The 26171-nt window shown below is 73.6% G+C and carries 19 protein-coding genes; 13 read left to right on the top strand and 6 right to left on the bottom strand.

The window, feature by feature from the left end; translation table 11 throughout:
- Positions 1 to 167: 167 nt before the first annotated feature.
- The 5 genes from OG519_RS04640 to OG519_RS04620 all read left to right on the top strand — a co-directional run bounded on the left by OG519_RS04640 (position 168) and on the right by OG519_RS04620 (position 7856).
- Positions 168 to 1583: a C39 family peptidase gene (locus OG519_RS04640; protein ID WP_405578997.1), complete on the top strand. Its 1416-nt coding sequence runs from the start codon at positions 168 to 170 to the stop codon at positions 1581 to 1583.
- A 259-nt stretch (positions 1584 to 1842) separates the two neighbouring features.
- On the top strand, positions 1843 to 3126 hold the full coding sequence (locus OG519_RS04635) for a carbohydrate-binding protein (RefSeq protein ID WP_405578994.1): 1284 nt from the start codon (positions 1843 to 1845) through the stop codon (positions 3124 to 3126).
- A gap of 342 nt (positions 3127 to 3468) precedes the next feature.
- Positions 3469 to 4284: an SAM-dependent methyltransferase gene (locus OG519_RS04630; RefSeq protein WP_405578992.1), complete on the top strand. Its 816-nt coding sequence runs from the start codon at positions 3469 to 3471 to the stop codon at positions 4282 to 4284.
- Positions 4281 to 6452, top strand: a complete 2172-nt coding sequence (locus tag OG519_RS04625; RefSeq protein ID WP_405578990.1) for a putative bifunctional diguanylate cyclase/phosphodiesterase — start codon at positions 4281 to 4283, stop codon at positions 6450 to 6452. Before OG519_RS04630 ends, OG519_RS04625 begins: the two co-directional genes overlap by 4 nt.
- A 153-nt stretch (positions 6453 to 6605) precedes the next feature.
- Positions 6606 to 7856: an SLC13 family permease gene (locus tag OG519_RS04620; RefSeq protein WP_405592460.1), complete on the top strand. Its 1251-nt coding sequence runs from the start codon at positions 6606 to 6608 to the stop codon at positions 7854 to 7856.
- A gap of 155 nt (positions 7857 to 8011) precedes the next feature.
- Here the strand turns inward: OG519_RS04620 and OG519_RS04615 are convergent, their stop codons facing one another.
- Positions 8012 to 9733 (bottom strand): serine/threonine-protein kinase, encoded by a 1722-nt coding sequence (locus OG519_RS04615; protein ID WP_405578987.1) that lies wholly within the window; start codon positions 9731 to 9733, stop codon positions 8012 to 8014.
- Positions 9734 to 10000: 267 nt separating this feature from the next.
- Here OG519_RS04615 and OG519_RS04610 point away from each other — a divergent pair, with 267 nt between their 5' ends.
- Positions 10001 to 11191, top strand: a complete 1191-nt coding sequence (locus tag OG519_RS04610; protein ID WP_405578985.1) for an acyl-CoA dehydrogenase family protein — start codon at positions 10001 to 10003, stop codon at positions 11189 to 11191.
- Positions 11192 to 11395: 204 nt separating this feature from the next.
- On the opposite strand, the gene OG519_RS04605 is transcribed toward OG519_RS04610, so the two are convergent.
- Positions 11396 to 11884, bottom strand: a complete 489-nt coding sequence (locus OG519_RS04605; RefSeq protein ID WP_405578982.1) for a hypothetical protein — start codon at positions 11882 to 11884, stop codon at positions 11396 to 11398.
- Between the two features lie 299 nt (positions 11885 to 12183).
- Between OG519_RS04605 and OG519_RS04600 the strand changes: the two genes are divergently transcribed.
- The 5 genes from OG519_RS04600 (at position 12184) to OG519_RS04580 (ending at position 19397) form a co-directional block, all read left to right on the top strand.
- Positions 12184 to 13455, top strand: coding sequence for an FAD-binding protein (locus tag OG519_RS04600; protein WP_405578979.1), 1272 nt, complete (start codon positions 12184 to 12186; stop codon positions 13453 to 13455).
- Positions 13456 to 13523: 68 nt separating this feature from the next.
- Positions 13524 to 13964 carry an Lrp/AsnC family transcriptional regulator gene (locus OG519_RS04595; RefSeq protein ID WP_329130043.1) on the top strand — a complete coding sequence of 147 codons (441 nt, stop codon included), beginning with the start codon at positions 13524 to 13526 and terminating at the stop codon, positions 13962 to 13964.
- 81 nt (positions 13965 to 14045) lie between these two features.
- Entirely contained in the window at positions 14046 to 15722 is a 1677-nt protein-coding gene (locus OG519_RS04590; protein ID WP_405578977.1) for an amidohydrolase, read from the top strand.
- Positions 15723 to 16926: 1204 nt separating this feature from the next.
- Positions 16927 to 18630 (top strand): apolipoprotein N-acyltransferase, encoded by a 1704-nt coding sequence (gene lnt, locus OG519_RS04585; protein WP_405592458.1) that lies wholly within the window; start codon positions 16927 to 16929, stop codon positions 18628 to 18630.
- The gene (locus tag OG519_RS04580; RefSeq protein WP_405592456.1) at positions 18627 to 19397 is read left to right on the top strand and encodes a polyprenol monophosphomannose synthase; all 771 of its coding nucleotides are present in this window, start codon (positions 18627 to 18629) and stop codon (positions 19395 to 19397) included. Before lnt ends, OG519_RS04580 begins: the two co-directional genes overlap by 4 nt.
- 14 nt (positions 19398 to 19411) lie before the next feature.
- Here the strand turns inward: OG519_RS04580 and OG519_RS04575 are convergent, their stop codons facing one another.
- Positions 19412 to 20281 carry a hypothetical protein gene (locus OG519_RS04575; protein WP_405578976.1) on the bottom strand — a complete coding sequence of 290 codons (870 nt, stop codon included), beginning with the start codon at positions 20279 to 20281 and terminating at the stop codon, positions 19412 to 19414.
- A gap of 123 nt (positions 20282 to 20404) precedes the next feature.
- Between OG519_RS04575 and fxsA the strand changes: the two genes are divergently transcribed.
- Entirely contained in the window at positions 20405 to 21091 is a 687-nt protein-coding gene (gene fxsA / locus OG519_RS04570; RefSeq protein ID WP_405578973.1) for an FxsA family membrane protein, read from the top strand.
- A 190-nt stretch (positions 21092 to 21281) separates the two neighbouring features.
- Here the strand turns inward: fxsA and OG519_RS04565 are convergent, their stop codons facing one another.
- A complete protein-coding gene (locus tag OG519_RS04565; protein WP_386428585.1) occupies positions 21282 to 21656 on the bottom strand; it encodes an RNA polymerase-binding protein RbpA in 375 nt (124 codons plus the stop codon).
- Positions 21657 to 22397: 741 nt separating this feature from the next.
- Between OG519_RS04565 and OG519_RS04560 the strand changes: the two genes are divergently transcribed.
- Complete coding sequence (locus OG519_RS04560; protein WP_405578971.1) at positions 22398 to 23966, top strand: PLP-dependent aminotransferase family protein; 1569 nt, start codon at positions 22398 to 22400, stop codon at positions 23964 to 23966.
- Between the two features lie 44 nt (positions 23967 to 24010).
- Here the strand turns inward: OG519_RS04560 and OG519_RS04555 are convergent, their stop codons facing one another.
- Complete coding sequence (locus OG519_RS04555; RefSeq protein ID WP_405578968.1) at positions 24011 to 25660, bottom strand: hypothetical protein; 1650 nt, start codon at positions 25658 to 25660, stop codon at positions 24011 to 24013.
- A 311-nt stretch (positions 25661 to 25971) separates the two neighbouring features.
- On the bottom strand, positions 25972 to 26166 hold the full coding sequence (locus tag OG519_RS04550) for a hypothetical protein (RefSeq protein ID WP_405592454.1): 195 nt from the start codon (positions 26164 to 26166) through the stop codon (positions 25972 to 25974).
- Between the last annotated feature and the right edge of the window lie 5 nt (positions 26167 to 26171).

Below are 26171 nucleotides of genomic sequence, written 5' to 3'. Positions count from 1 at the left end.
ACGATAGTGGGCGGCAGTGGTCGTCGGTGGTCGTCGGCGTTCGTTTGCGGTCGTCACCCGCCCCCCGCGCCCGCCCGGCGCGGAACGGGCCCTCGCCGCGTACGTCCCGCTTGCCCGTCCCGTCCACGCCGTACATCCACGCCGAGGGAAACCGAGGGGATTCAGCCATGACCGACAACGCGCCGCGGCGTACCGTACTGACCGCCGCACTCGCGGTGGCGGCGGCCGCTGCCACCGCGTCCACCGCCGACGCCGCCCCGGCGCCGGCCGGTGCCGCCGCCCCGCATGCCGCCCCGCACGCCGCGCCGCGGCACGGCGGAAGCCAGCCAGTGCCGGACGACGCACCCGTCGACTACCACGGCTGGACGTCCTACCCCGACTGGCTCTTCGGCGTGCACAAGGGCACCCTCCCGGTGCCCGGCCGGCGCGCCGGCGTACGGATCGCCCGGGCGACCGGGACGCTCGACTACACCGACCCGCACACCGGCACCACCGCCACCTGGGAGTCGGCCACCTGGACCTCCCCGGTCCGCCGGGTGCCGCACCCGGCCAGCGAGCTCATCGCCTCGTGGAACGCCGACACCCCGGCCGGCACCTGGATCCAGATCGAACTGCTCGGCACCTACACCGACGGCACCGCCACCCCTGCCTATGTGATGGGGCGCTGGACCGCGGGCGACGGCCCCGAGGACATCCGCCGCACCTCGGTCGACGACCAGACCGACGGCAAGAGCAGCATCTGGACCGACACCTTCTCCATCGACGACGCGAGCGCCGGGCCGCTGCTCGCCTCGTACCGGCTGCGGCTGACCCTGCTGCGCAAGCCCGGCAGCCACGCCACCCCGACGGTGTGGCGGCTCGGCGCGATGGCCTCGAACATCCCGGACCGCTACACCGTGCCCACCTCGGTGCCCGGGGCCGGCGCGGGCGTGGAACTCTCGGTGCCGCGCTACTCGCAGAACATCCACAAGGGCCAGTACCCCGAGTACGACAACGGCGGCGAGGCGTGGTGCAGTCCGACGTCGTCGACCATGGTCATCGAGTACTGGGGCCGCGGCCCGTCCGCCGCCGACCTCGCCTGGGTCGACCCCTCGTACGCCGACCCGCAGGTGGACCAGGGCGCCCGCTACACGTACGACTACCAGTACGAGGGCTGCGGCAACTGGCCCTTCAACGCGGCCTACGCGGCGACCTACCCGGATCTCCAGGGCGTCGTCACCCGGCTGCACTCGCTGGACGACGCCGAGCGGCTGATCAAGGCCGGCATCCCGGTGATAACGTCACAGTCCTTCCTGGTCAGCGAGCTCGACGGGGCCGGTTACGGCACCTCCGGCCATCTCATGTGCATCGCCGGGTTCACCGCCGAGGGCGATGTGGTGGCCAACGACCCGGCCAGCAGCAGCGATGACGCGGTCCGCAACGTCTACAAGCGCGGGCAGTTCGAGACCATCTGGCTGCGCACCAAGCGGATCAACGCCTCCGGCGGGGTATCGGGCGGCTCCGGCGGTGTCTGCTACCTGTACTTCCCCGCCCAGCCCTCCCCGGCGCAGCGCCGCGCGCTGGCCTCGGTAGGCGTCATCTGACCCTGGGCGCCGCCCCGAACAACGCCCCGAACGCCCCCGAACACCCCCCCGGAACGTCGTGCGGCCCCCGTTCGGACCTGCGGTGTTGCCGCCTTCGGCCGCCATACGGGCCGCTCCTCCCGGCCGGGAGGAGCGGCCCCTACGCGTGGGCAAGTGGTAGAGACCAATTTGTGGATTGCTCTAAAGGTCTGGACCAAATCATTGACGGGTGCACGGCAAGGCAGGATTCTGCTCCCATCCCCCCACAGAGAGGTCCGACGTGAGACGACTCAAAGCTCTCGGTTCGGGTGTCGCCGCCGCCGTGCTCGCCATCGCGGGGCTGGGTACCGCCGCGGCGATCGGCGCCGGACAGGCGAGCGGCGCGACCGCCTCGACCGCCCGGATCGCGCGGGCCGGCCAGGCCGCGCAGGCCGCACAACCCAACGCCCTCGGCAACAACTGGTACGCCGCCGCCCCCTACTTGATGCCGCTGGACAACAACCCGCCCAGCGCCCCCCAGATCATGGACGCCACCGGTCTGAAGGCGTTCCAGCTCGCCTTCATCCTCGCGCCCAACGGCGGCGGGTGCAGCCCGACCTGGGGCGGCACCAGCGCGGTCTCCAGCGACACCGCGGTGGCCTCGGTGATCTCCGGGATCCGCGCCAAGGGCGGCGACGTGTCCGTCTCCATCGGCGGCTACGGCGGCACCAAACTCGGCCAGGCCTGCGCCGACTCCGCCTCGACGGCCGCCGCTTACCAGCAGGTCATCACCAAGTACCAGCTCAAGGCGATGGACTTCGACCTGGAGGAGCCGGAGTACGAGAACACCGCCGCCGTCTCGCACGAGATCGGCGCCGCCAAGATCCTCCAGCAGAACAACCCCGGCCTCTACATCTCGATCACCACCGCGGGAACCGCGGCCGGCACCGGCTGGTTCGGCCAGCAGATGCTCAACGAGGCCAAGGCGCAGGGCTTCACGCCCAACAACTTCTCCATCATGCCGTTCGACGGCGGCTTCAACGGGGCGGCCTCCCAGACCAGCGCGCTCACCGCGTTCAACGGCCTGCTCAAGACCACCTTCGGCTGGGACACCGCGACCGCCTACGCCCATGAGGGCTTCTCCGGCATGAACGGCCGCAGCGACTCCGGCGAGTACTTCTACCAGGCCGACTTCCAGACCGTGCTGGACTACGCGACCAGTCACGGCATGGGCCGCTTCACCTTCTGGTCGCTCAACCGGGACCGGCAGTGCAACCCGCCGAACAACGGCACCACTTCGGGTACGTGCAGCAGCGTCGCCCAGTCCGACTTCGACTTCGCCAAGTACTCGGTGCGCTTCGCCGGCGCCACCCCGCCCACCGGTCCGACGACTTCGCCGCCCACCTCCCCGCCGTCCGGCGGCGGTTGCTCGGGTGTCGCCCAGTGGAGCGCCTCGGCGGTCTACGTCGGCGGCAACGAGGTCGCGCACAGCGGCCACAAGTGGAAGGCCAAGTGGTGGACCACCAACGAGGAGCCCGGCACCACCGGTGAGTGGGGCGTCTGGCAGGACGAGGGCGCCTGCTGACCCACCACGCAATTGCATGATGCAATTGTGCTGGTCGATACTTCGGCTGTCCTGAAATCAACGGCGGGTCCACGGAGCTCACCCCCGTGGACCCGCCGTTGTGTGCGCGTATCCGCAGGTGCGCGTTTTCGCATCTGCCCATGCCGGTGCTAGTTGGCCAAAAACGGGCGTTCGATCTCCGATCTCGTGTTTCACTCCGAACAGGTGATCAGTAGCCTCGTGCCCAGCACCGTGCAGTACACATCCACCGCCCGGTGTCCAAGCACTCGGCGAGCTCCACCTGGCGACGTTTCCCTCGACCCCGCCCGGCCCATGACGCCCCATGACATGGAGAATCCGACCGTGACCGACCGACCGTCCTGGGCTCCGCCGGGCATCGACATCAACGTGCCCAGCGTTTCGCGGATCTACGACTACTTCCTCGGTGGCTCGCACAACTTCGAGGCCGACCGGGAAGCCGCGCGGATCGCGCTCCGCGCCCTCCCCGGCATCCCCAAGATCGGTCAGGCGAACCGCGCCGTCATGCGCCGCGCGGTGGGGTACGCGGTGGAAAGGGGAATCACCCAGTTCCTCGACATCGGTTCCGGCATTCCCACGTTCGGCAATGTGCACGAGGTCGCCCAGGCGGTCAGCCCCGGCGCCCGGGTCGTCTACGTCGACAACGACCCGGTGGCCGTCGAGCACAGCCGCGCCGTGCTCCAGGGGAACGACGACGCGACCATCGCCGCCGCCGATCTGCGCGACCCCCGCTCCATCCTGGAGAACCCGGAGACACTGCGGCTGCTCGACTTCGACCGGCCGGTCGCGCTGATGCTCGTCGCCGTGGTGCACTTCCTGCCCGACGAGGACGGCCCGGCCGAGATCATCGCCACCCTGCGGGACGCGCTGGCCCCCGGCAGCCTGCTCGTCATCACCCACGCCTCGCTGGAGAACAGCCCCACCCAGGAGGGCCAGCGCGGCGTGCAGCAGGCCTACCGGCGGACCGCCACGCCGCTGCTGATGCGGACCACCGCCGAGCTGGAACCTTTCTTCGCCGGTTTCGAACTCGTCGAACCCGGCATCGTCCCCCTGCCCTACTGGCGGCCCGACTCGCCGCCGGACGAGGAGGACGAGGCCGCCCTGCTCTACGGCCTCGCCGGAGTGGGGCTGAAACCGTGAACGCCGGGCGGGCCGGCGACGACCCGGCCGCCGGAACCGCGCCGGACCCGGACGACAGCCTGCGCCGGTTCGCCGCCATCTGGAGCCGGGCGATCTACCCGGTCACCGCGACCTCGCTGACCCGCGCCGAGTTCGAGGACCACCTCGTGCCCTCGGCCCGGGTGCTGCGCGACGCGCTGCGCGCCGAACGCTTCGAGCCGCGGGTCGCGGTGCCGGTCGGCGCCGCCCTGGTCGCCGCGCACTGCACCGACCCCGAGGCGCTGCCCAGCATCCTCGGGGTCATCGAGGCCTACCTGGTGCTCTACTGCCCGCCCGAGCCCGGCCTGCCCACCGACGAGAGCCGGGCCCGCTGCGCCCGGCTCCAGCACGCCGTCGCCGTCGGCTTCTCCCAGGCACTGCGCGAACGCACCCTGCGGGAACAGGAATCCCTCTCCCGGGCCGCGCTCGCCGCCCAGCGGGAGGCGGAGAGCGCCCTGGCCGCGAGCGAGGCCCGCTTCCGCGCGGTCTTCGAAGGCGCCTCCGTCGGGATCGGCATCGCCGACCTCGACGGCCAGATCCTGGAGGTCAACGAAGCGCTGGCCGGGATGTTCGGCGGCGCGGCCCACGTCATGCGGCGCACCGTCGGCGAGTGGGCGCAACTCGGCGTCACCACCGCGGGCAACCGCGCCGAGCACGAGGAACTCATCAGCGGCGGCCGCGAGGGCTACCACACCGAGAAGGCGTACCCCCGGGCCGACGGCTCGGTGGTGTGGGCCAACGTCCAGGTGTCGCTGCTGCGCGACCCGGCCGGCCAGCCGCAGTACCAGCTCGCGATGCTCGACGACATCACCGAACGGCGCGGCCTGCTGGGCCGGCTGCGGCACGAGGCCACCCACGACGCCCTCACCGGCCTGCCCAACCGGGCGCTCTTCTTCGAGCAGCTCGACCAGGCGCTCGCCGGCGACCGCGCGGCCGGCCGGCTCGGCGTCTGCTATCTCGACCTGGACGGCTTCAAGGCCGTCAACGACAGCCTCGGCCACGAGGTCGGCGACCGGCTGCTGGTCGCCGTCGCCGAACGGCTCAGCGCCTGCGTCACCTCGCCCGACCAACTGGTGGCCCGGATCGGCGGTGACGAGTTCGTCGCCCTCTACACCGACCCGCCGAGCCTGCGGGCCGTCTCCGACCTCGCCACCCGGATCCTCGACGCGCTGTCCACCCCGGTCCGCCTCGACGGCCGTGACCTGTCGGTGCACGGCAGTATCGGCATCGTGCACGGACCGGTCGGCGGCCGGGCCGCGGCGGACATCCTGCGCAGCGCCGACATCACCATGTACCGGGCCAAGGAGCTCGGCGGCAACCGCTACGAGATCGCCGACCCGGACGCCGACGCGCGGGCCATCACCCGGCACGGGCTCACCAACCGGCTGCCGAGCGCGCTGGAACGCGGCGAGTTCTTCGTCGAGTACCAGCCGCTGATAGGGTTCGAGGACGGTGCCGTGCACGGCGCGGAGGCCCTGGTGCGCTGGGGGCACCCGGTCCACGGAGTCCTCGGCCCCGACCAGTTCATCCCGCTCGCCGAGCACACCGGACAGATCGTGCCGCTCGGCCGCTGGGTGCTGGAACAGGCCGCCCGGCAGGCCCGTGACTGGCAGCGCGAACAGGCCGGGGGCCGTGGACCGCGGGTCAACGTCAACCTCTCGCCGATCCAGCTCCACCACCCCGACCTGGTGGTGGAGGTCGCGCGGGTGCTCGACGAGACCGGCCTCGCCCCCGAATCGCTCTGCCTCGAAGTCACCGAGTCCGCGCTGATCGGCGCCGACGAGGACCAGCTCAAGCCGCTGCGGCGGATCGCCGACCTCGGCGTCTCGATAGCGCTCGACGACTTCGGCACCGGTTACTCCAACCTCTCCTCGCTGCGCTGGCTCCCGGTCAGTGTGCTCAAACTCGACCGCGCCTTCACCCGGGGGATGCGGCGGGAGCCCGCCGACCCGGTCGACCTGAAGATCGTCGAGGGGATCGTCTCGCTGGCCCACTCGCTCGGCCTCACCGTCACCGTCGAGGGCGTCGAGACCCGCGCCCAGGCCGACCACCTGCGGGCCCTCGGCTGCGACACCGGCCAGGGCTGGTACTACGCCCGTCCCGGCCCGCCGGAGCGGCTGCACACCCTCACCCTCGCCGACGCGGGCTGACCGGCCGCGTCGGCCGCGTCGGCCGGGCGGGGCGGCCGGTACGGTCACGCGGTACGGCCCGTCGGGCGGCGGCAGGTGACGTGATGGAATCGCGGGGTAGGCGTAAGCACCGGGTGACAGGCTCGCCCGCCGAGCCGTCACCCTGGAGTCCCGCTGAGCACCGCCGCCGCCGAAACGCTGTCCGTCGCCTGTCTGCTGGGCGTACTCGCCTTCGCGGTGGTGCGCCCCCGGGGATGGCCGGAGGCGGTGGCCGCGGTGCCGGCCGCCGGCCTGCTGGTGGCGGTGGGCGCGGTCGGCGGGTCCGACGCGTGGCGGCAGATCAAGGAACTCGCCCCGGTGGTCGGCTTTCTCGCCGCCGTCCTGGTGCTGGCCGAACTCTGCGCGGACGAGGGGCTGTTCAGCGCGGCGGGCGACGTACTCGCCCGCGCCTGCCGGGGAGAGCCGCGGCGGCTGCTCACCGGGGTGTTCGCGGTGGCCGCACTGGTCACCGCGGTGCTCAGCCTGGACGCAACCGTGGTGCTGCTCACCCCGGTGATCATCGCCACCGCGGCCCGGGCCGGCGCCAGGGCCCGGCCCCATCTCTACGCCGGCGCCCACCTCGCCAACTCCGCCTCGCTGCTGCTGCCGGTCTCCAACCTGACCAACCTGCTGGCGTTCAACGCCTCGGGGGTCTCCTTCGCCCGGTTCGCCGCCCTGATGGCCGCGCCGTGGCTGGTCACCCTCGGGATCGAGTACGCCGTCTTCCGCCGCTACTTCGCCGCCGATCTCGCGGTGACCGAGCACCCGCCAGAAGAGGGCGGACCGCCCGACGTACCGGTCTTCACCCTGGTGGTCCTCGCCCTGACTCTCGCCGGTTTCGCGGTCACCTCGTTCGCCGGCGTCAATCCGGCCTGGGCGGCGCTGGCCGGCGCCCTGCTGCTGGCCGGGCGGGCGCTGCGCCGCGGCCGGACCACCGTACGGGGCCTGGTGGTCGCCGCCGGGCCGCTGTTCTGCCTCTTCGTGCTGGCCCTCGGCATCGTCGTCAAGGCCGTGGTGGACAACGGGCTCGGCGACGCGGCGGGCCGCGCGCTGCCGGGCGGCACCAGCCTGCCGGCGCTGCTCGGCATCGCCGGCTTCGCGGCCGTCCTCGCCAACCTGATCAACAACCTGCCGGCGGTCCTGGCGCTGCTCCCGCTGGTGTCCGGCGGCGGCCCCGGCCCCGTGCTCGCCGTGCTCGTCGGCGTCAACCTCGGGCCCAACCTGACCTACGTCGGCTCGCTGGCCACCCTGCTGTGGCGCCGGGTGCTGCGCGACCACGGCACCGACGCGTCGCTGCGCACCTTCACCCGGCTCGGGCTGCTGACCGTCCCGCCGACGCTGCTCGCCGCGACCGTGGCGCTCTGGGCGGGCCTTCGGGTCGGCTGATCGGACCGTCCGGGTTGCCCCCTCAGCCGCTCCCCGGTGTGCCCGGCGTTTCGCGGACGACCCGCACCACCCAGGGGCGCGGGGAACCGCGCGAGCAACCGGCCACCGGCCGGTGGTCCGGCGACGGCCGAACGGGGCAACCCGGGCGGTCCAGGTCACCCCACCCGGGTGAAGGTGGCGGGCGCGCCGGGGGCCTGCGAGCCGGGGTCCAGCCGCAGCACATCGCCGTCCATGGTGACCTGGTAGCTATGTCCCGGCGCGCAGTAGCCGCCGGTGGACGGGTCAGTGGCGTGCGGCGACCGGGCGGCGAACACCATGGTGTCCCCGCTGACCCGGTCGAGCTCCAGGGACTCCGTGCAGCCGTCGTTGGCGCCGGTGTCCACGTCGTGCACGTCGCTGACCTGCTGCCCGACGATCTCACCCCGGCGGCCGGCCCGCAGGGTGAGGGTCACGGTGAAGTCGTCGGTCCGCGGGCTGTCCACCGAGCCTCGCGGCGTGCCGGGGCCGGTGCCGCGCCAGGTGCCGACCCAGGCGGCGGGCAGTGCCTCGGGATCGGCTGAGGTGGCCGTCGGCCCGCCGCCGCCACCGGTGGAGCCCGCCCCGTCGGCGTCGGCCTGCCGGAAGTGACGTATCAGCACACCGGCCAGGACCAGCGCCACCGCGGCGACCACGGCCGCCGCGATCAGCGGGCCCCTGCGCCGGCCCGCGCCGCCCGGCCGGGGCGCTGCCGCCGGCGGGACCTGACCCCAGCCGCCGCCGGCCGGCCTGCGGGCGGCGGTCACCGGGAAGCGGGCGGCGGGCACGTGGGGTGGCCCTGCGGGCCGGCCCGCCGCGCCCTGATAGGCCGGGTGATAGGGGGCCGGGGCCGCCGCCCCGGGGGCGTAAGGGGAGGGTTGAAGTGCGGTGACCGACGGCGGGGGAGCGGTCGTGGCGCCGCTGCCCGCCCCGCCGTGCCGGTCGGCGGCCGCCTCACCCAGCACCGCCCGCGTCTCGGCCGCGCGAGCCGCCAACTCCGCCGAAAGCCCCGGCGGCAGCAACTCCGCCCACCGGCCCGCCGCGCGGTCCGCCGCCGGCAGCAGCCCGGCCGCCTCCCGGGCGGTCGGCCGCTCCTTCGGCTCCTTGGCCAGACACGCCCGGACCAGCGGCACCAGCGCCGTGGGCACTCCGGACAGATCGGGTTCCCCGTGGACCACCCGGTAGAGCAGCGCCGGCGTGGACAGTTCCTCACCCGGTCGGTGGAACGGACCGCGGCCGGTCGCCGCGTAGACCAGCACCGCCGCCAGTGCGAAGACATCGCCCGGCTCGGCCGACGCCCCGGCGGTGGCCTGCTCGGGCGCCATGTAGCCGGGCGAGCCGATCACCGCGCCGGTCCTGGTGTGCCGGGAGTCCTCGGCGGCCCTGGCGATACCGAAGTCGATCAGCAGCGGGCGGGCGCCGGCCAGCAGCACATTGGACGGCTTCACGTCCCGGTGGGCCAACCCGGCTTCGTGCACCGCGTGCAGGCCCTCGCACAGCTCCGCCGCCAGCGCGGTCACACCGGGCCCCGGCAGCGGGCCGCGCTCGCCCACCCACTCCGCCAGCGACGGCGCCGCCACGTACTCGGTGGCGAGCCACTGCGGGCTGGTGCCCGCGGGGGAGAAGTCCACCACCGCCACGGTCCACGGCGAACGCACCCGGTCCGCGTGCCGGATCTCCCGGGCGAAGCGCTCCCCGAACGACGGCTCCGTCCCGAACTCCGTCCGTACGGTCTTCAGCGCCAGCGCCCGGCCGGCCGGGGACCTGGCCAGATACACCTGGCCCATACCGCCCGCACCGAGCCGCGCCAACAGCGGATAACCGCCGACCGAGCGCGGATCGGCCACCCCCAGACTCTCCATCCCCGAAGCCTACGACGCCCCCGCGACGGACACCCGCGGGTACCCGTCGCAAGGGCCTCGACGGGCGGAAACCGGCACGAAAAGCGCCGGGAAGGGCCGTGACGAAGGTGGCCGGATCGGGCATACTCCAACCCGCCAGTCCCGTTGATCCCCTGTGCGCCGCGACCCGGTAAGGGACCATCGGGAATGGGTCATCACCCACCGGACGGTGCCGCCTCATCCCCGGCGGTTCCGCCGTCGCCCCCCGACAGGGAGGATGTCGCCGCAATGACGCAGCACGGTCACGGCCCGAGCGGCCCACAGCCGGTTTCCCGCCGACTTCCCACCGAAGAAGCCCGCGAGCTGCTCGCCCTCACCCGGGAGATCGCCCAGCGGGAGATCGCCCCGGCCGCCGCGGCCGAGGAGGAGGCCGGCCGTTTTCCCCGCGAGACCTTCAGGCTGATCGGCGAGGCCGGACTGCTCGGCCTGCCCTACGCCGAGGAGTACGGCGGCGGCGGACAGCCCTACCAGGTCTATCTGCAAGTGCTCGAAGAACTCGCCTCGGCGCGGCTCACCATCGGCCTCGGGGTCAGCGTGCACACCCTGGCCTGCCACGCCGTGGCCGCCTTCGGCAGCAAGCAGCAGCGCGCCGACCAGCTGCCCGCGATGCTCGGCGGCGGCATGCTCGGCGCCTACTGCCTCTCCGAGCCCGCCTCCGGCTCTGACGCCGCGCATCTGCGGACCCGCGCGGTCCGCGACGGCGACACCTGGACCCTGGACGGAACCAAGGCGTGGATCACCCATGGCGGCGTCGCCGACTTCTACACCGTGCTGGCCCGCAGCGGCGGCGAGGGCGCCCACGGCATCTCGGCCTATCTCGTCCCCGGCGACGTCCCCGGCCTGGTCGCGGCCGAGCCCGAGCGGAAGATGGGTATGAAGGGCTCCCCGACCGCCCAGGTGCACTTCGACGGGGTGCGGGTGCCCGACGCCCGGCGGATCGGCGACGAGGGGCACGGCTTCGCCATCGCGCTGGCCGCGCTCGACTCCGGCCGGCTCGGCATCGCGGCCTGTGCGATCGGCGTGGCGCAGGCCGCGCTGGACGCGGCGATCGGCTACATGCTGGAGCGGCGGCAGTTCGGCCGGCCGATCGCCGACTTCCAGGGGCTGCGCTTCATGCTCGCCGACATGGCGACCCGGATCGAGGCCGGCCGCGCGCTCTATCTGACCGCCGCACAACTGCGCGACGAGGAAATGGAGTTCACCGCGCAGGCCGCGATGGCCAAGCTCTTCTGCACCGACACCGCGATGCAGGTCACCACCGACGCCGTCCAACTCCTCGGCGGCTACGGCTACACCGCCGACTTCCCGGTCGAGCGCTATATGCGCGAGGCGAAGGTGCTCCAGATCGTGGAGGGCACCAACCAGATCCAGCGAATGGTGATCGCCCGTCACCTCGCGGGCCCCGAGTCCCACGGCTGACGGGCGCTCAGCAGGCGGCGGCACCGCGTCGGCCGCTCCCGCCGCGCCCTCCGCGAGGGCGCGGCCCGGGGCCGGTCCGGTCGGGCGGTCCCGCTGAACCCGCGCGGTCCGACCGGGCCGTCACGTCCGTCCGGGCCGTCACGTCCGTCCGGGTCCGTGGGGGCGGCTGGGTCCGTCGGGTCCGTCGGGTCCGTCGCGTACGGCTCAGGCCGCCAGCCGCGGCGCCTGCGTCCGGAACGGCCGCGAACCGGGACCGCCCACGTGGGAGAACGGCTGGGTGCGCCAGTCGAGTTCGGCCGGCAGCGTCAGCAGCGCCGCCAACTCCTGCTCCGGGCACTGCTCGACGCCGGCCACCGGACGCGCATCGGCCACCGGACGCCCCGAACCGCCGCACACCGTCAGACCGAACGGGTTCCAGGAGGTGGGGCACAGGGCGTGCTGCGGGACCTTCTCCTCGTCGCTGAAGACCGCGATCGGCCGCGCGCAGTCCGGGCAGGCGAGCCGGACGACATCGCCGAACTCGTCCTCGAACCCGTCCATGCCGTCGGCCTCGTCGGAGTCCTCGGGATACCCGAAGTTCTCCTGGGCCTCGCCCTCTTCGGCCAGGACGGCGAGCGCGAACTCCCGTTCACCGGCTTCCTGGGACGCGGACAGACTTCGCTCGCTACCGTTGCGGCGCACCTGGTTACGCATAACGCGTCTCCCCCTTGGGTGGGATGCCCTCGACGGGCCGGCCCGGCTTCACGCTCGCGGCCATAGCGAGCACTTCCCGCCGTGCTACGCGTGTAATCGCGCCACCGGAAGCGCCGCGGTCGCTCACGGTGTGGCCTTGGTCACACCAGGCCGAGTGGGCGGCCCATGCGCCCCCGCCGTGCGACCGCGCACCCCGCGATGCTCCGCCCGGCTCGGCTCGGTGCCTTGCCAGCAGGCCGGATAGGGTGCGATCGGGCGAGGCCGCGCGGGTCCGCCCCTGGAACGGAGGCGGTCCGGCGATGCCGACCAACTGGGCGGGCAACCTGACCTTCAACGCGGCCCGGGTGCACCGGCCGGCCGATGTGGCGGAGCTGCGGGCGGTGGTGGCCCGCGGCCGACGGGTCAAGGCCCTCGGCAGCGGCCACTCCTTCAGCGACATCGCCGACACCGACGGCGATCTCGTCGACCTCTCCGCGCTGCCCGCCGAGATCGACGTCGACAGCGCGGCCGGCACCGTACGGGTCGCCGCCGCGGTGCGCTACGCCGAACTCGCCCGTGTCCTGCACGCCCACGGACGGGCGCTGCCCAACATGGCCTCGCTGCCGCACATCTCGGTGGCCGGCTCGGTCGCCACCGGCACCCACGGCTCCGGCGACGCCAACGGCGGCCTGGCCACCTCGGTGCGCTCGCTCGACCTGATCACCGCCGACGGCGAGTCCCGCACCTTCGGCCTGGACCCCGAGGACGCGCCCGACGGCGGCGCCGGCACCGGCGGCGACGATTTCGCCGGCGCCGTGGTCTCGCTCGGCGCCCTCGGCGTCGTCACCCACCTCACCCTCGACACCGTGCCCGGCTACGAGATGCGCCAGCGCGTCCGTACCGACCTCGAACTCTCCGACGCCCTGGCGCACTTCGACGCCATCACCGGCGCGGCCCACAGCGTCAGCCTCTTCACCGACTGGCGCGCGCCCCGCTTCGGCCAGGTCTGGCTCAAGCAGCTCGCCGACGCACCCGAACCCGAGCTCCCGTGGACCCGGCCGGCCGACGGCCCGCTGCACCCGGTGCCCGGCGTGGACCCGGTGCACTGCACACCGCAGGACGGTACGCCCGGACCCTGGCACGAGCGGCTGCCGCACTTCCGGGCCGGCTTCACCCCGAGCAACGGCGAAGAGCTCCAGTCCGAGTACCTGGTGCCGCGGGCCAACGCCCGCGCGGCCCTGGAGGCGCTGGCCGGCCTGCGCGAGACCATCGCCCCCGTGCTGCAGATCTGCGAGATCCGCACGGTGGCCGCCGACCGGCTCTGGCTCAGTCCCGCCTACGGCCGCGCCACGGTCGCCCTGCACTTCACCTGGATCAAGGACCCGGCCGCCGTCCGCCCGGTCCTGGCCGCCATCGAAGCGGCCCTCGCCCCCCTCGACCCCCGCCCGCACTGGGGCAAGCTCTTCGGCACCGATCCCGGGCGGGTGCGGGCGTCCTATCCCCGGACGGCGGATTTCCTGGCACTCGTCGAACGCACCGATCCGGCCGGCACCTTCCGCAACGCCTACCTCGACCGGCTGCTCTTCTCCTGAGCCACATCCTGAGCCACCGCGATGCGCTCCTCACGCGACCGCCCGCACAGCCGGTAAAGTCATCGCCTGTGGAGGAGCTTGACCGGCACATCGTGGAACTTCTCGTCGCCGACGGGCGGATGAGCTACACCGACCTGGGCAAGGCCACCGGCCTGTCCACCTCGGCGGTGCACCAGCGGGTGCGCCGGCTCGAACAGCGCGGTGTCATCCGGGGCTACGCGGCCATCATCGACGCCGAGGCGGTCGGCCTGTCGCTCACCGCGTTCATCTCCGTGAAGCCGTTCGATCCCAGCGCCCCCGACGACATAGCGGAGCGCCTCACCGAAGTGCCGGAGATCGAGGCGTGCCACAGCGTGGCCGGCGACGAGAACTACATCCTCAAGGTCCGGGTCGCCACCCCCATCGAGCTCGAACACCTGCTGGGCCGTATCCGCAGCCTCGCCGGCGTCTCCACCCGCACCACCGTGGTCCTCTCCACCGCCTACGAGTCCCGGCCGCCGCGTATCTGACCACCGGACCGGCCGATCCGGCCCGCGTACGGGGGGCGACCCCGCGCGTCGCGGTGACGGCGCGGCGGGGAGACTGGGGGCATGCGCGACAGCTCCGCGAGGCGGAACCCCGACACGACCGAGAAGACCCAGGGCCCCGCGGCGAGCGGCACCGTACTGCTGCGCGGCGGGTTCGTGTACAGCCCGGCGGATCCGTTCGCCACCGCGATGGTGGTGGACGGCGGCGCCGTGGCCTGGGTCGGCTCGGAAGGCGCCGCGGACTCCTTCGCCGACGGCGTCGACACCGTGGTCCAGTTGGCGGGCGCGCTGGTCACCCCCGCCTTCACCGACGCCCATGTGCACACCACCGCGACCGGCCTCGCGCTCACCGGGCTCGACCTCTCCGACGCGGACTCGCTGGGCGAGGCGCTGGCCCGGACGGCCGCGCACGCCGCCGCCCGCCCCGCCGACCGGGTGCTGCTGGGGCACGGCTGGGACGAGAGCCGCTGGCCCGAGCGCCGCCCGCCGACCCGCGACGAGGCCGACCGGGTGGCCGGCGGCCGGCCGCTCTACCTGACCAGGACCGATGTGCACTCGGCGGTGGTGAGCAGCGCCCTGCTCGCTCTCGTACCCGGCACCGAGGGCCGGCCCGGTTACGACCCCGCGGGCCCACTGACCCAGGACGCCCACCACGCGGCGCGCCGGGCCGCCTATGACGCCGTCACGCCGGCCCAGCGCGCCCACGCGCAGCGCGCCGCGCTGGCCCACGCGGCCGCTCAGGGCATCAGCGCGGTCCACGAGTGCGCCGGGCCCGACATCTCCGGCGAGGACGACCTGACCGGCCTGCTGGCCCTCGCCGCCGCCGAACCGGGACCGCGCGTCTTCGGCTACTGGGCGCAGCCCTGGCAGAGCCCCGCCGACCTGGACCGGCTCCGCGACCTCGGCGCGATCGGCGCCGGCGGCGACCTCTTCGTCGACGGCTCGATCGGCTCGCACACCGCCTGCCTGCACGCCCCCTACGCCGACGCCGGCCACACCACCGGGGTCGCCTATCTGGACGAGGAGACCATCGCCCGCCACCTCACCCTGTGCACGCGGGCCGGCGTCCAAGCGGGTTTCCACGCCATCGGCGACGCCGCGATCGACGCGGTGGTGGCCGGCGTGCGGGCGGCGGCCGCGGACGCCGGTCTGGACCGGGTGCGCGGCCTTCGGCACCGGGTGGAGCACGCCGAGCTGATGAGCGAGCGGTCCATCGCCGCCTTCGCCGAGTTCGGGCTCGTGGCGTCCGTACAGCCCGCCTTCGACGCCACCTGGGGCGGTACGGACGGTATGTACGCCCGCCGGCTCGGCGAGGAGCGCGCGGCGGCGCTCAACCCCTTCGCCGCGATGACCCGGGCCGGGGTGCCGCTGGTGCTCGGCTCCGACAGCCCGGTCACCCCGCTCGACCCGTGGGGCGCGGTGCGGGCCGCCGCCTTCCACCGCACCCTGGACCACCGCGTCTCCGCGCGGGCGGCCTTCAACGCGCACACCCGCGGCGGCTGGCGGGCGATCGGCCGTGACGACGCGGGCGTCCTGGTGCCCGGCGCGCCCGCCGACTACGCGGTGTGGACCGTCGGCGATCTCGTCGTCCAGGCGCCGGACGAACGCGTCGCCAACTGGTCCACCGACCCGCGCTCCGGCACCCCCGGCCTGCCCGATCTGACCCCCGGCGGCGCGCTCCCCACGGCGGAGCGGACGGTGGTCGGCGGGGTGACCGTCTTCCCACCGCCGAACGGGTGAGCTGCGGTTTCGTGGATGCGGCCGAACGGTGTGCCCTCGCCGGGCCCCGGCGTGTCGGCGCGCGCCGGCTGAGTCCTTACTGACCTGCTGATTTGGCACGAAGTCCCAGCTCACAGGGGTGTTGACAGCGGCTGGTCGGGGGCGAGTAGGTTCGGCGAAGTCCACCACAGGACGTCGGACCGGGGGCACTCCGCGGTTGCGTCGACCACCGCTGGGCCATGGGGCGTCGCGCCGCACGTGCACGCCGCCACTGGCAGCCAGGTCCAGCGCGCCCGACGCGGAACGCGGCTCGCCAGTGGTCCCCTCCACCCGCGAGGGTACGGAGGGGGAGCGCCGCCCGATCCGCAGGTGTGACCCGGGAAGGGCCCGGACGCCCAGTAGACAACGGCCTCGCAGCAGATCCGCAGCCAGCGGCTCCCAGGCCGGTACGAAGGGTTCCGGGCCCGTTCCGTCAGTCTCCTGCCTCGCGGCAGTCCGCAGTTGGGGGTCCCCCCGGACGAAGTCTGGGGGAGGTTCCCGGGCCGGCAGGGGTTCCGGGCCTGTTCCGCCGGCCCGGTCGGGGATGGACCGGTCCGCAACGGGCGTGCCCCGTGAGGGGCGCGGGGAACTGCGCGATCAGCCACGACGTACCCGCAGTCGGGGATGGACCGGTCCGCAACGGGCGTCCCCCGTGAGGGGCGCGGGGAACTGCGCGATCAGCCACGACGTACCCGCAGTCGGGGATGGACCGGTCCGCAACGGGCGTCCCCCGTGAGGGGCGCGGGGAACTGCGCGATCAGCCACGACGTACCCGCAGTCGGGGATGGACCGGTCCGCAACGGGCGTCCCCCGTGAGGGGCGCGGGGAACTGCGCGATCAGCCACGACGTACCCGCAGTCGGGGATGGACCGGTCCGCAACGGGCGTCCCCCGTGAGGGGCGCGGGGAACTGCGCGATCAGCCACGACGCGCCCGCAGTCGGCGATGGAGCGGTCCGCAACGGACGTGCCCCGTAAGGGGCGCGGGGAACTGCGCGATCAGCCACGACGCAGCCGCAGCCGGGGATGGACCGGTCCGCTCCCCGCCCCCGCCCTCGCCCGCGCGGGCGAGCCGGAACGGGGGGCCGTTGGGGGTCCCCCCGGACGGAGTCTCACGGGTTCAGGAGGTACGGTCACCTTCACCACCTTCACCACCTGCCCACCTGTAGGAAGGCCGCGAACGTGCGCCTGCGCCCTGAGACCGAGGGAACCGCGGAAGCCGCCCCCGCCGCGGTCGGGAGCCCCCCCGGACGGAGTTCGGGGAAGGATTCCGGGCTCGCCCCGGCCACACCCGCCGCGCCGGCGGGCGCCTCGCGCCGCGGCCGGTTCGCCGCCACCTGCCGCAAGGCCGCGCCCAGCAGCGCCGCGGCGGCGCTCAGCGGCCTCGCGCTCACCCTCGCCTTCCCCCCGCACGGCGTCTGGCCGCTGTCGATCCTGGCGGTCGCCGCCCTCTGCCTGCTGACGCGCGGCCGGACCGTCCGGCAAGGCGCCTGGCTCGGCTTCGCCTTCGGCCTGCCCTTCTTCTTCTGGCTGCTCGACTGGCTGCGCACGGTCGGCTGGGACGCGGTCGCGGGCCTGTCCGTCATCGAGGCCCTGTATCTCGCCGGTCTCGGCGCCTGCCTGGTGCTCAGTCAGAAGCTGCCGTGCTGGCCGGTGTGGGCCGCCTGCCTGTGGGTCACCGAGGAACTGGTCCGCGACCGGGTCCCCTTCGGCGGCTTCCCCTGGGGCCGCCTCGCCTTCGCCAACACCTCCTCCCCGTACACCCCGCTCGCCGCACTCGGCGGCGCCCCCCTGGTCACCTTCGCGGTGGCCCTCAGCGGCACTCTGCTGGCCGCGGCCGTCCTCGCCGCCCTGAACCTCCGCCGCACCCCCCGCAGCCCGCGTACCGCCCTTCTCGGCGGCGGCGCGCTCGTGCTGTCCGCCGCCGTGCTCCTGGCCGGACTGCTCGTGCCGGTGCCCACCGGCGCCACCGACCACGTACGCGTCGCCGTGGTCCAGGGCAACGTGCAGCAGCCGGGGCTGCACTTCCTCGGCCGGCCGATGATGATCCTCGACAACCACGTCAAGGCCACCCTGAAGCTCGCCGCCGACATCAAGGCCGGCCGGGTGCCCAAGCCGGACCTGGTGCTGTGGCCGGAGAACTCCTCCGACCTCGACCCCTTCACCAACCCCGCCGCGTACGACAAGATCACCCAGGCCGTACAGGCGGTCGACGTGCCGGTGCTGGTCGGCGCCCTGGTGGACGGCCCGGACAAGGACCACGTCCAGAACGAGGGCATCGTCTGGGACCCGCTGAACGGCCCCGGCGCCCACTACACCAAGCAGCACCCCGTGCCCTTCGGTGAGTACGTGCCCTACCGCAAGGAACTCACCAAGGTCATCTCCCGCCTCAACGAGATCCCCCGCGACTTCTACCCCGGCAAGGACACCGGCGTGCTGCGGATCGGCCCGGCCAGGCTCGGCGACGTCATCTGCTTCGAGGTCGCCTACGACGGCATCGTCCGCGACACGGTGAACGCCGGCGCCCGCGCCATCGTCGTGCAGACCAACAACGCCACCTACGGCCGCACCGGCCAGCCCGAGCAGCAACTCGCCATGTCCCAGCTCCGTGCCGTCGAGCACGGCCGGGCCGTGGTCACCGCGGCGACCAGCGGGATCAGCGCGATCGTCGCGCCCAATGGGAAGATCGAGCAGCGCAGCGGCGAGTTCGTCCAGCAGGTGCTCAACGCGGACATCCCGCTGCGCGACGAGAAGACCGTCGCGGACCGCGTCGGTGAGGCACCCGAGTGGACTCTCGCTATGGTGGGGCTCCTGTCCTGCGCGGCCGCCGTCGCGATCGGCAGGCGGGACCGCACAGGCACGGTGAAGGGGCAAAGGCAGCAGTGGAAGTGAACGACGTCGAGCAGCGGACTTTCGGCCCGCTCGGCAAGGTCCTGGTGATCATCCCGACCTACAACGAGGCCGAGAACATCCAGCCGATCGTCCGGCGGGTCCGCGCGTCGGTGCCTGACGCCCACGTCCTGATCGCCGATGACAACAGCCCGGACGGCACGGGCAAGTTCGCCGACGAGCTGGCCAACACCGACGAGCAGGTGCACGTACTGCACCGGCGGGGCAAGGAGGGCCTGGGCGCCGCCTACCTGGCCGGCTTCGCCTGGGGCATCGAGGCCGGCTACGGCGTGCTGGTCGAGATGGACGCCGACGGCTCGCACCAGCCCGAGGAGCTGCCCCGGCTGCTCACCGCGCTGAAGAGTGCCGACCTGGTGCTCGGCTCCCGCTGGATCACCGGCGGTCGGGTGGTGAACTGGCCCAAGTCCCGCGAGATCCTCTCCCGGGGCGGCAGCACCTACTCCCGGCTGCTGCTCGACGTGCCGATCCGCGATGTCACCGGCGGCTACCGGGCGTTCCGCAAGGAGACACTGGAGGCCCTGGGCATGGCCGAGGTCGCCTCGGCCGGCTACTGCTTCCAGGTCGACCTGGCCTGGCGCGCGGTGAAGGCCGGCCTCCATGTGGTCGAGGTGCCGATCACCTTCGTCGAGCGGGAACGCGGCGACAGCAAGATGAGCCGCAACATCGTGGTCGAGGCGCTGTGGCGGGTCACCGCGTGGGGTGTGGGCGCCCGGGCGGGCAAGATCACCGGACGCCATCCCCATTCCTGACCCGGGCACGGCGGTCACTTCAGGATGTTCACCGCCCGCGCCACCACCAGCACCACGGTGAGCAGCGACACCGCGGACTGCGCCAGCATCATCGACTTCGCGATCCGGGTCACCGGCAGCACGTCGGTGGGGCTGAACGCCGTGGAGTTGGTGAAGGACAGGTAGAAGTAGTCGAAGAAGGCCGGCTCCCAGTGCGGGGGAGCCAGCTCCGGTGCCTGCATCTGCGTGAACAGGAAATCCGGCACCGGATGCTCCCCCTGGGCGCGGGCCGCCGGGCCGCCGCGGTCCTGTTCCCAGTAGAGCAGCGCGAAGATCACCGTGTTGGTGAACCAGATCGCGCCGCCGGCCAGCAGCAGACCGCCGGCCGATGACGCGTCGGTGCCCTGGACCAGGCCGGAGACCAGCCGGACCACCGAGTACGCGTTGGCGACGCCGATGGTCGCGGTCAGTGCCACACCCAGCGCCCGGTAGACGCGTGAGCGGCGCTCGATGCGGTGCGGGTTGATCGCGATCAGGCAGAGCAGCAGGGCGAGCTCGATGGCGGGCGTCAGCGGGCGGGGATGAAGCGTCAGCCGGGCCGGCAGCCGCATCTGGATCACCAGCACCAGCACGACGGCCCCGGTGGCGGCCCAGCGCGGCTCACCCCGGGTGGCCCGCCGCCAGGCAGGTGCCAGCAGCCGGCCGGCCTCGCCGAGCGGCGCCCGGGTCTCGGCCCGCAGCAGCGCCTCGATGCGGGCCAGCCGCTCGCCGAGCTGTTCGCCGGCGGCCGGCGGCGGGACCGGGAGATACGGGGCGGGGGACAGATCGCCGCTGCCGGTGGCGTGGGTGGCGTGGTCGTTATGGGTGGCGTCGGGAGCGTTCGGGGCGTCGGGCGTGTCGGTCACCCGGCTCATCGTGGCGCCCGGCCGGGGTGCCCGTCCACATACGCCGCGGAGATCCAAAACGACAGGCCCTAGATCGCCCGGGCGCTTTACCGGGCCCCGGGTCTCTGCGGCACACTTGAGGATATGACACGGAGCTCATTGCCCCCGGTACGTCCGGGTTCCCAGCGCGGTCCCCAACCGGGCGGGAGTGCCCGGCGGCGCCGTTCGCGGGGCCCGAGGCTGCTGCCGCTGGCGATCGCGGTGTGGGTGGCCCTGGAGGTCTGGCTGCTGGTCGTGGTGGCCGAGGCGACCAACGGGTTCGTGGTCTTCCTGTGCATCCTGGCCGGATTCGTGCTGGGCGCGGCGGCGGTCAAGCGGGCCGGGCGCAGCGCCTGGCGGAATCTGCGCGCGACGCTCCAGCGGCAGGGGGCGCCCGGCACGAGCGCGCAGGGTGAAGCGGCGCCGGTGACCCCGGGCGGCAGCCGCACCGGGCTGCACATGCTCGGCGGCGTGCTGCTGATCATCCCGGGCTTCGTCTCGGACGCGGTGGGGCTGCTGCTGCTCTTCCCGCCGACCCGCAAACTGGCCGGCAAGGCGCTCGACCGGTCGGTGGCCCGCCGGCTGTCCGCCGCTTCCGCCGACCCCGGCTCCCTCGGCGATCTCCTCCAGCAGGCCCGCGAGGCCGAACAGCACGCCCGTACGCACCGCCCCGACGGCAAGGTCATCCCGGGTGAAGTCATCGACCACGCCGACCACGACGACCACGCCGACAACGACGATCACCACGATCACCACGATCACGGAGAGCCGGGCCATCGCGACAAGCCCTGACGCGGACCCCCGCGTAAGCGTATGAACGCGTGAACGTGTGAAAACGCCCGGCGGGGGAGCGATGATCGCTCCCCCGCCGGGCGGGAAGTGTCGGGGGCCCTTTGCACGTATGCGCAGGTTACGCGCTTCCGCGGGGTCACCCCCGGTTACCAGCCGGGGGGATCCTGCCGTGCGGGCCCGTGGCCTGGGGTCAGGCGCTCTTGCGGTTGTCTCGCGGGTGGACCGCGATGTTCATCGCCCCGGAGCGCAGGACCGCCAGCCGTTCGGCCAGCACCTCCTCCAGCTCCTCCAGCGTGCGCCGCTCCATGAGCATGTCCCAGTGCGTGCGCGCCGGTTTGACGGACTTCTCCTCCGGGCCCTCTCCGTCCACCAACAGGGCGGTCTGGCCGCAGGCGCGGCACTCCCACTCCGGCGGAATCTCGGCCTCAACCGAGAACGGCATCTCAAATCGATGGCCGTTCCGGCATGCGTACTCCACGGTCTGGCGCGGGGCCAGATCGATACCACGGTCGGTCTCGTAGCTGGTGGCCCCGAGTCGCGTGCCGCGGAGAGCTCGCTCACTCATGAATCGTGCCTCCCGGGCTTTGGTCGCCCACAGGACAGGTGTCGCTGTCGTCGTCATCCGGTCAACGTCCGGTCGGCGGTGAAGATTCCCGATGAGGGATATGCGTCGCCCGTCGTGTCAGCCCTGTTTGTACCCACCGGTGCCCGTTTTGTCACATCTGGGCAAAGATGTCACCCGGTGTCGCCTTATCTTTTGCCTGCATTAATCGGTCAAGCTGCTGGGCCAACCGCGTACACTACCGGTCCGCACCGTCAAGGGCTAAATCGCCCCCGGTCCCGACCGCCCCCACCCCGGGTCCCCCTCCCCGTCGACCGGCCTTCCCGGGCCTTTCCCGGGGACCGGCTGCCGCGCTCCGAAGAGCCACGGCGGTGATCCAAGAACAACCAAGCAGTGGGGCGAGCGGCCCGAGCACGACCGCCCACGACGCCCCGCTCAGTCCTACCCCACCGCCGACCGAAAAACCGCGCCGGGCGCGGCGAGCAGGCGCCGGCGGCCGGGAATGTACGGAAGGGCGGGCCGGGACGGGCAAAAAAGAACCGCGGGACGACCGGAGACGATCGTGGGAGAAGCGCGGGGCGAGTCCAGGCCAAGGCAGGGCAAGGCAGGGCAAGGCAAGGACCGGCGGGCCGGCGCCATGGGCGGCACGGTGGCCCCCTGGCGGGCCACTGAGCCCACGTGGGATCCTGTGGCCTGTAGTGGTCGTCGGTGGGCGGCCAATCCACGGAAGGTGGACTGAACCTCATGTCTCAGTGGACTGCTTCGGTCGGCGCGGCACACCTGGCCCGACTCCTCGGCCCCCGCCCGCGCGCCGGCGGCAGCGGCACTGAGCGCGGCGGCGGCCAGGAAAACGGCGACCGCCGCGGCCACCGCAACGGTGGCGGGGCCCCCAAGGGCGCCGCCCGCAGGCTCCCCGCCTACCGCGAGCTCGCCGACGGCGTACGGCTGCTGGTGCTGGAAGGGCGGGTCCAGGTGGCGGCCCGGCTGCCCGCGGAACGCGAACTCGCGCTGGCGCTCGGGGTGAGCAGGACCACGGTCGCGGCGGCGTACGAGGCGCTGCGCGCCGAGGGGTTCGCCCGCTCCCGGCGGGGCGCCGGAAGCTGGACCGCGATCCCCGAGGGCCACGTCCTGCCGTCCCGCAGCCTGGAGCCGCTGCCGCCGGACGCGGCCGGCTCGGTGATCGACCTCGGCACCGCGTCCCTGCCGGCGCCCGAACCCTGGCTGACCAGGGCGATGCAGGGCGCGCTCGCCGAACTCCCGGCGTACGCGGCCACCCACGGTGACTTCCCGGCCGGCCTCCCGGTGCTGCGCGAGGCCATCGCCGACCGCTACACCGCCCGCGGCGTCCCGACGATGCCCGAGCAGATCATGGTGACCACCGGTGCGATGGGCGCGATCGGCGGCGTCGCCCGGCGGGTGGTCGGCCTCGGTGAGCGGGTGGCCGTGGAGTCGCCCAGCTACGCCAATGTGCTGGAGCTGTTCCGCGAGACCGGCTCCCGGCTGGTGCCGGTGGCGCTGCGCGAGGGGCTCGGCGGCTGGGACATGGACGCGTGGCGGCGGGTGCTGCGCGACGCGGCGCCCCGGATGGCGTATGTCATGCCGGACTTCCACAACCCGACGGGGACGCTGGTCGGCGACGACGAGCGGCGGGAGCTGGTGGAGGCGGCCCGGGCGGCCGGCACGGTGGTGGTGGCCGACGAGACGATGGCCGAACTCGTCCTGGACGGGCGGGAGTCGGGGGTACGGCCGATGGCCGCCTTCGACCGCGGCGGCACGGTGATGACGGTCGGCTCGGCCAGCAAGGCGATGTGGGCGGGGCTGCGGATCGGCTGGGTGCGGACCACCCCCGACGTGGTGCGCGGCCTGGTCTCGGCGCGGGCCTACCTCGACCTCGGCTCGCCGGTGGTGGACCAGCTCGCGGTGGCCTGGCTGCTGCGGGGTGGCGGCTGGGACCAGGCGCTGGCCGCCCGGCGGCAGCGGGCGGCGGAGTGCCGCGACGACCTGGCGGCGGCGCTGCGCGAGCGGGTGCCCGGCTGGGACTTCACCGTGCCCAGGGGCGGCATGACGATGTGGGTCCGCACCGGCGACGTCTCCGGTTCCCGGCTGGCCGTCGCCGGTGAACGCCTCGGTGTCCGGGTCCCCTCAGGACCGCGCTTCAGCGTCGACGGCGCCTTCGAGTCCTTCATCCGCATCCCCTTCACCGTCAGCGGCCACACCGCCGTGGAAGCGGCCGCCCGCCTGTCCCGGGCCGCCGACCTGGTCCGCTCCGGCGGCGCCAGCGACACGGAGCCGGCCGGCCTCTTCGTGGCCTGACCACCCCGGCGGCACCGGCCACCGCCCGCCAACCCCCGGAGCGCTCAACCGAGTTCGAGATCCGCCACGGTACGGATGACGGCGTCCTTGCCGAGGGAGACCGGAGCGGCGGGGATCTCGGGTGAGGGCTCCGGGGCCGGGGCCAGGGACGGCGTGGAGGCGGGCGCCGGAGCCGGGCAGGCCCCGGGCAGCATGGAGCGGACCGCCTCGCGGTGGGCGGGCGAGGCCTCCTCGTCGTAGGGGTCGGGGGTGGCCGGGACCTGGAGACGGAGCACAGGACCCGCGCCGAGCCGGGCGTAGCCGCGACCCGGCGGCACGATGGCCGCCGGAGTGGTGAGCGGTGGGGCGCCGAGGACCGCGGCGACATGCTCGGGGGCGAGCGGCCCGAGGACGACCCGGGCCCGGGTCTGGGCGATCACCACCGGCGCGAGCGCCTCCGTCGCGTCGAGCTGGTCGGCGACCGCGACCGCCACGTTCGCCGAACGCCCGTGCCGCAGCGGCACATCGAGCAGCGCCTGCGGGTCCTGGCGCCCCTCGGCCAGCGCGAGTCGGGCCAGCGCGGTCGGCCGGTCGACGAGAATCCAGAGCGGTCTGCGTACGTCGTCGGCGACCGGCTCGCCCGACTGCCGCGCCCGGTTCACCGCGATCAGCCGCCGCTCGGTCTCGTGCGAGGCCCACTCCAGGGTGGCGGTGGCGCCGAGCAGCCCGTCCTCGATCGCCAGCACACCGGGCCGTCCCGACAGACACGCGTACTCGCCGGTGCCGCCGCCGTCGATCACCACGACATCGCCGTGCGCCAGCCCTTGCAGGGCGATCGACCGCAGCAGGCTCGTCATCCCGGTGCCCGGCTGCCCCAGGGCCAGCAGATGCGGCTCGGTGGAGCGCGCCCCGGTCCGCCACACCACCGGGGGCGCGTCCCGCGGTACGCCTGCCACCAGGACCGGCACGGTGCGCTGGACGGCGTCGGCGTCGGTGAAGCCGAGCACCGTCTCGCCGGGCGCGGTGACGAACCGCTGCGCGACGACGTCCGTCGGCAGCGGCGGCAGCGCGCTGAGGGTCAGGTGGTTCTCCTCCTCGTTCCAGTCGAAGCGGTACTCCCGGCCGCGCCCGGCCTTGGCGTGCAGCAGGCCCTCCACCCGGGCGCGGGAGTCCGCCTCGCCGTCGGTGAAGTACGCCGGGTAGCGCAGGTGCAGCCGCACCAGCCGGCCGTCCCCGAACTCGTAGGAGGTGAACGCCTTGTCCCAGGTGCCGCCGTGGGCATAGAGGGGCGCGGGGTCCCCGGTGTCGGACAGATAGGGGACCAGCGCCTCGTACAGCGACTGGAGCCGTACCGCCTCCGCCTCGCTGGGGCCCGCCGCCTTGCGGGCGCCCCGGTCCCGGCCCATCCACCCGGCGGAGGTCAGCAGCGCGACGGCGGCGAGGATCGGGCCGTACGGCATCATCATCACGATGACGACGCCCGCGGCGGCCAGCAGCAGCGCGGGGCCGCGCTGGTCCTTCGCGGTGCGGCTCCACCAGCCGCCGGCCCACAGGGCCTGCCGGCGCATGCCCCGGGCGATGGTGATGACGGGGTGCAGCACGTCGGTGGCGCTGTCGGCCGCGCCGCGGGCCAGCTCGCGGCCGCGGACGAGCCCGGGCCGGCCGCTCGGGGCGCGCCGGCCGCTCAGGATGCTGGGAAGGGGACGCCTGACCACGGTTGCTCCATGGGGTGGTTCGGGGTGGCCACGGGCCCGGCGCGGGTCGACCGCCGCCGGGCCCCTGGGTGGGTGGCAGGAGAGCAGCCCTCAAGGAACGGCCGTCAGGCCGCCAGTGCGGGTCGGGGTGGTGACGCCCCTTCCGGCACTAGTGCCCCTCCCGGCAAGCTTTGCCCCGTCGGCCGAAAGCCCTGGTAGCTCCGCTACAAGGACTTCCGGCCGCCTTGCGATCTGGGGGTGCCCCCACGCGAAGGCAGGTGGGGGAGCACCGGACGACGCTCCTTCACGGGCAGACATTGCCGGTCGCGGCACTAGATCTTGAGGCCGCCGATGAGGCTGGCCAGGCTCTGGCCGCCGGCCGTGATGCTCGGGGCGATCGCGCTGCCCGCGAGGTAGAAGCCGAAGAGGGTGCAGACCAGCCCGTGGGAGACCTTGAGGCCGTCCTTGCGGAAGAACAGGAAGCAGACGACGCCGAGAAGAACGACGCCGGAGATGGACAGGATCATGAGGC

Source organism: Streptomyces sp. NBC_01190 (assembly GCF_045039895.1).
Classification (GTDB): Bacteria; Actinomycetota; Actinomycetes; order Streptomycetales; family Streptomycetaceae; genus Actinacidiphila.
The sequence above is the reverse complement of the archived record's forward strand: the minus strand, read 5'-3'. Positions and strand labels throughout refer to the sequence as shown.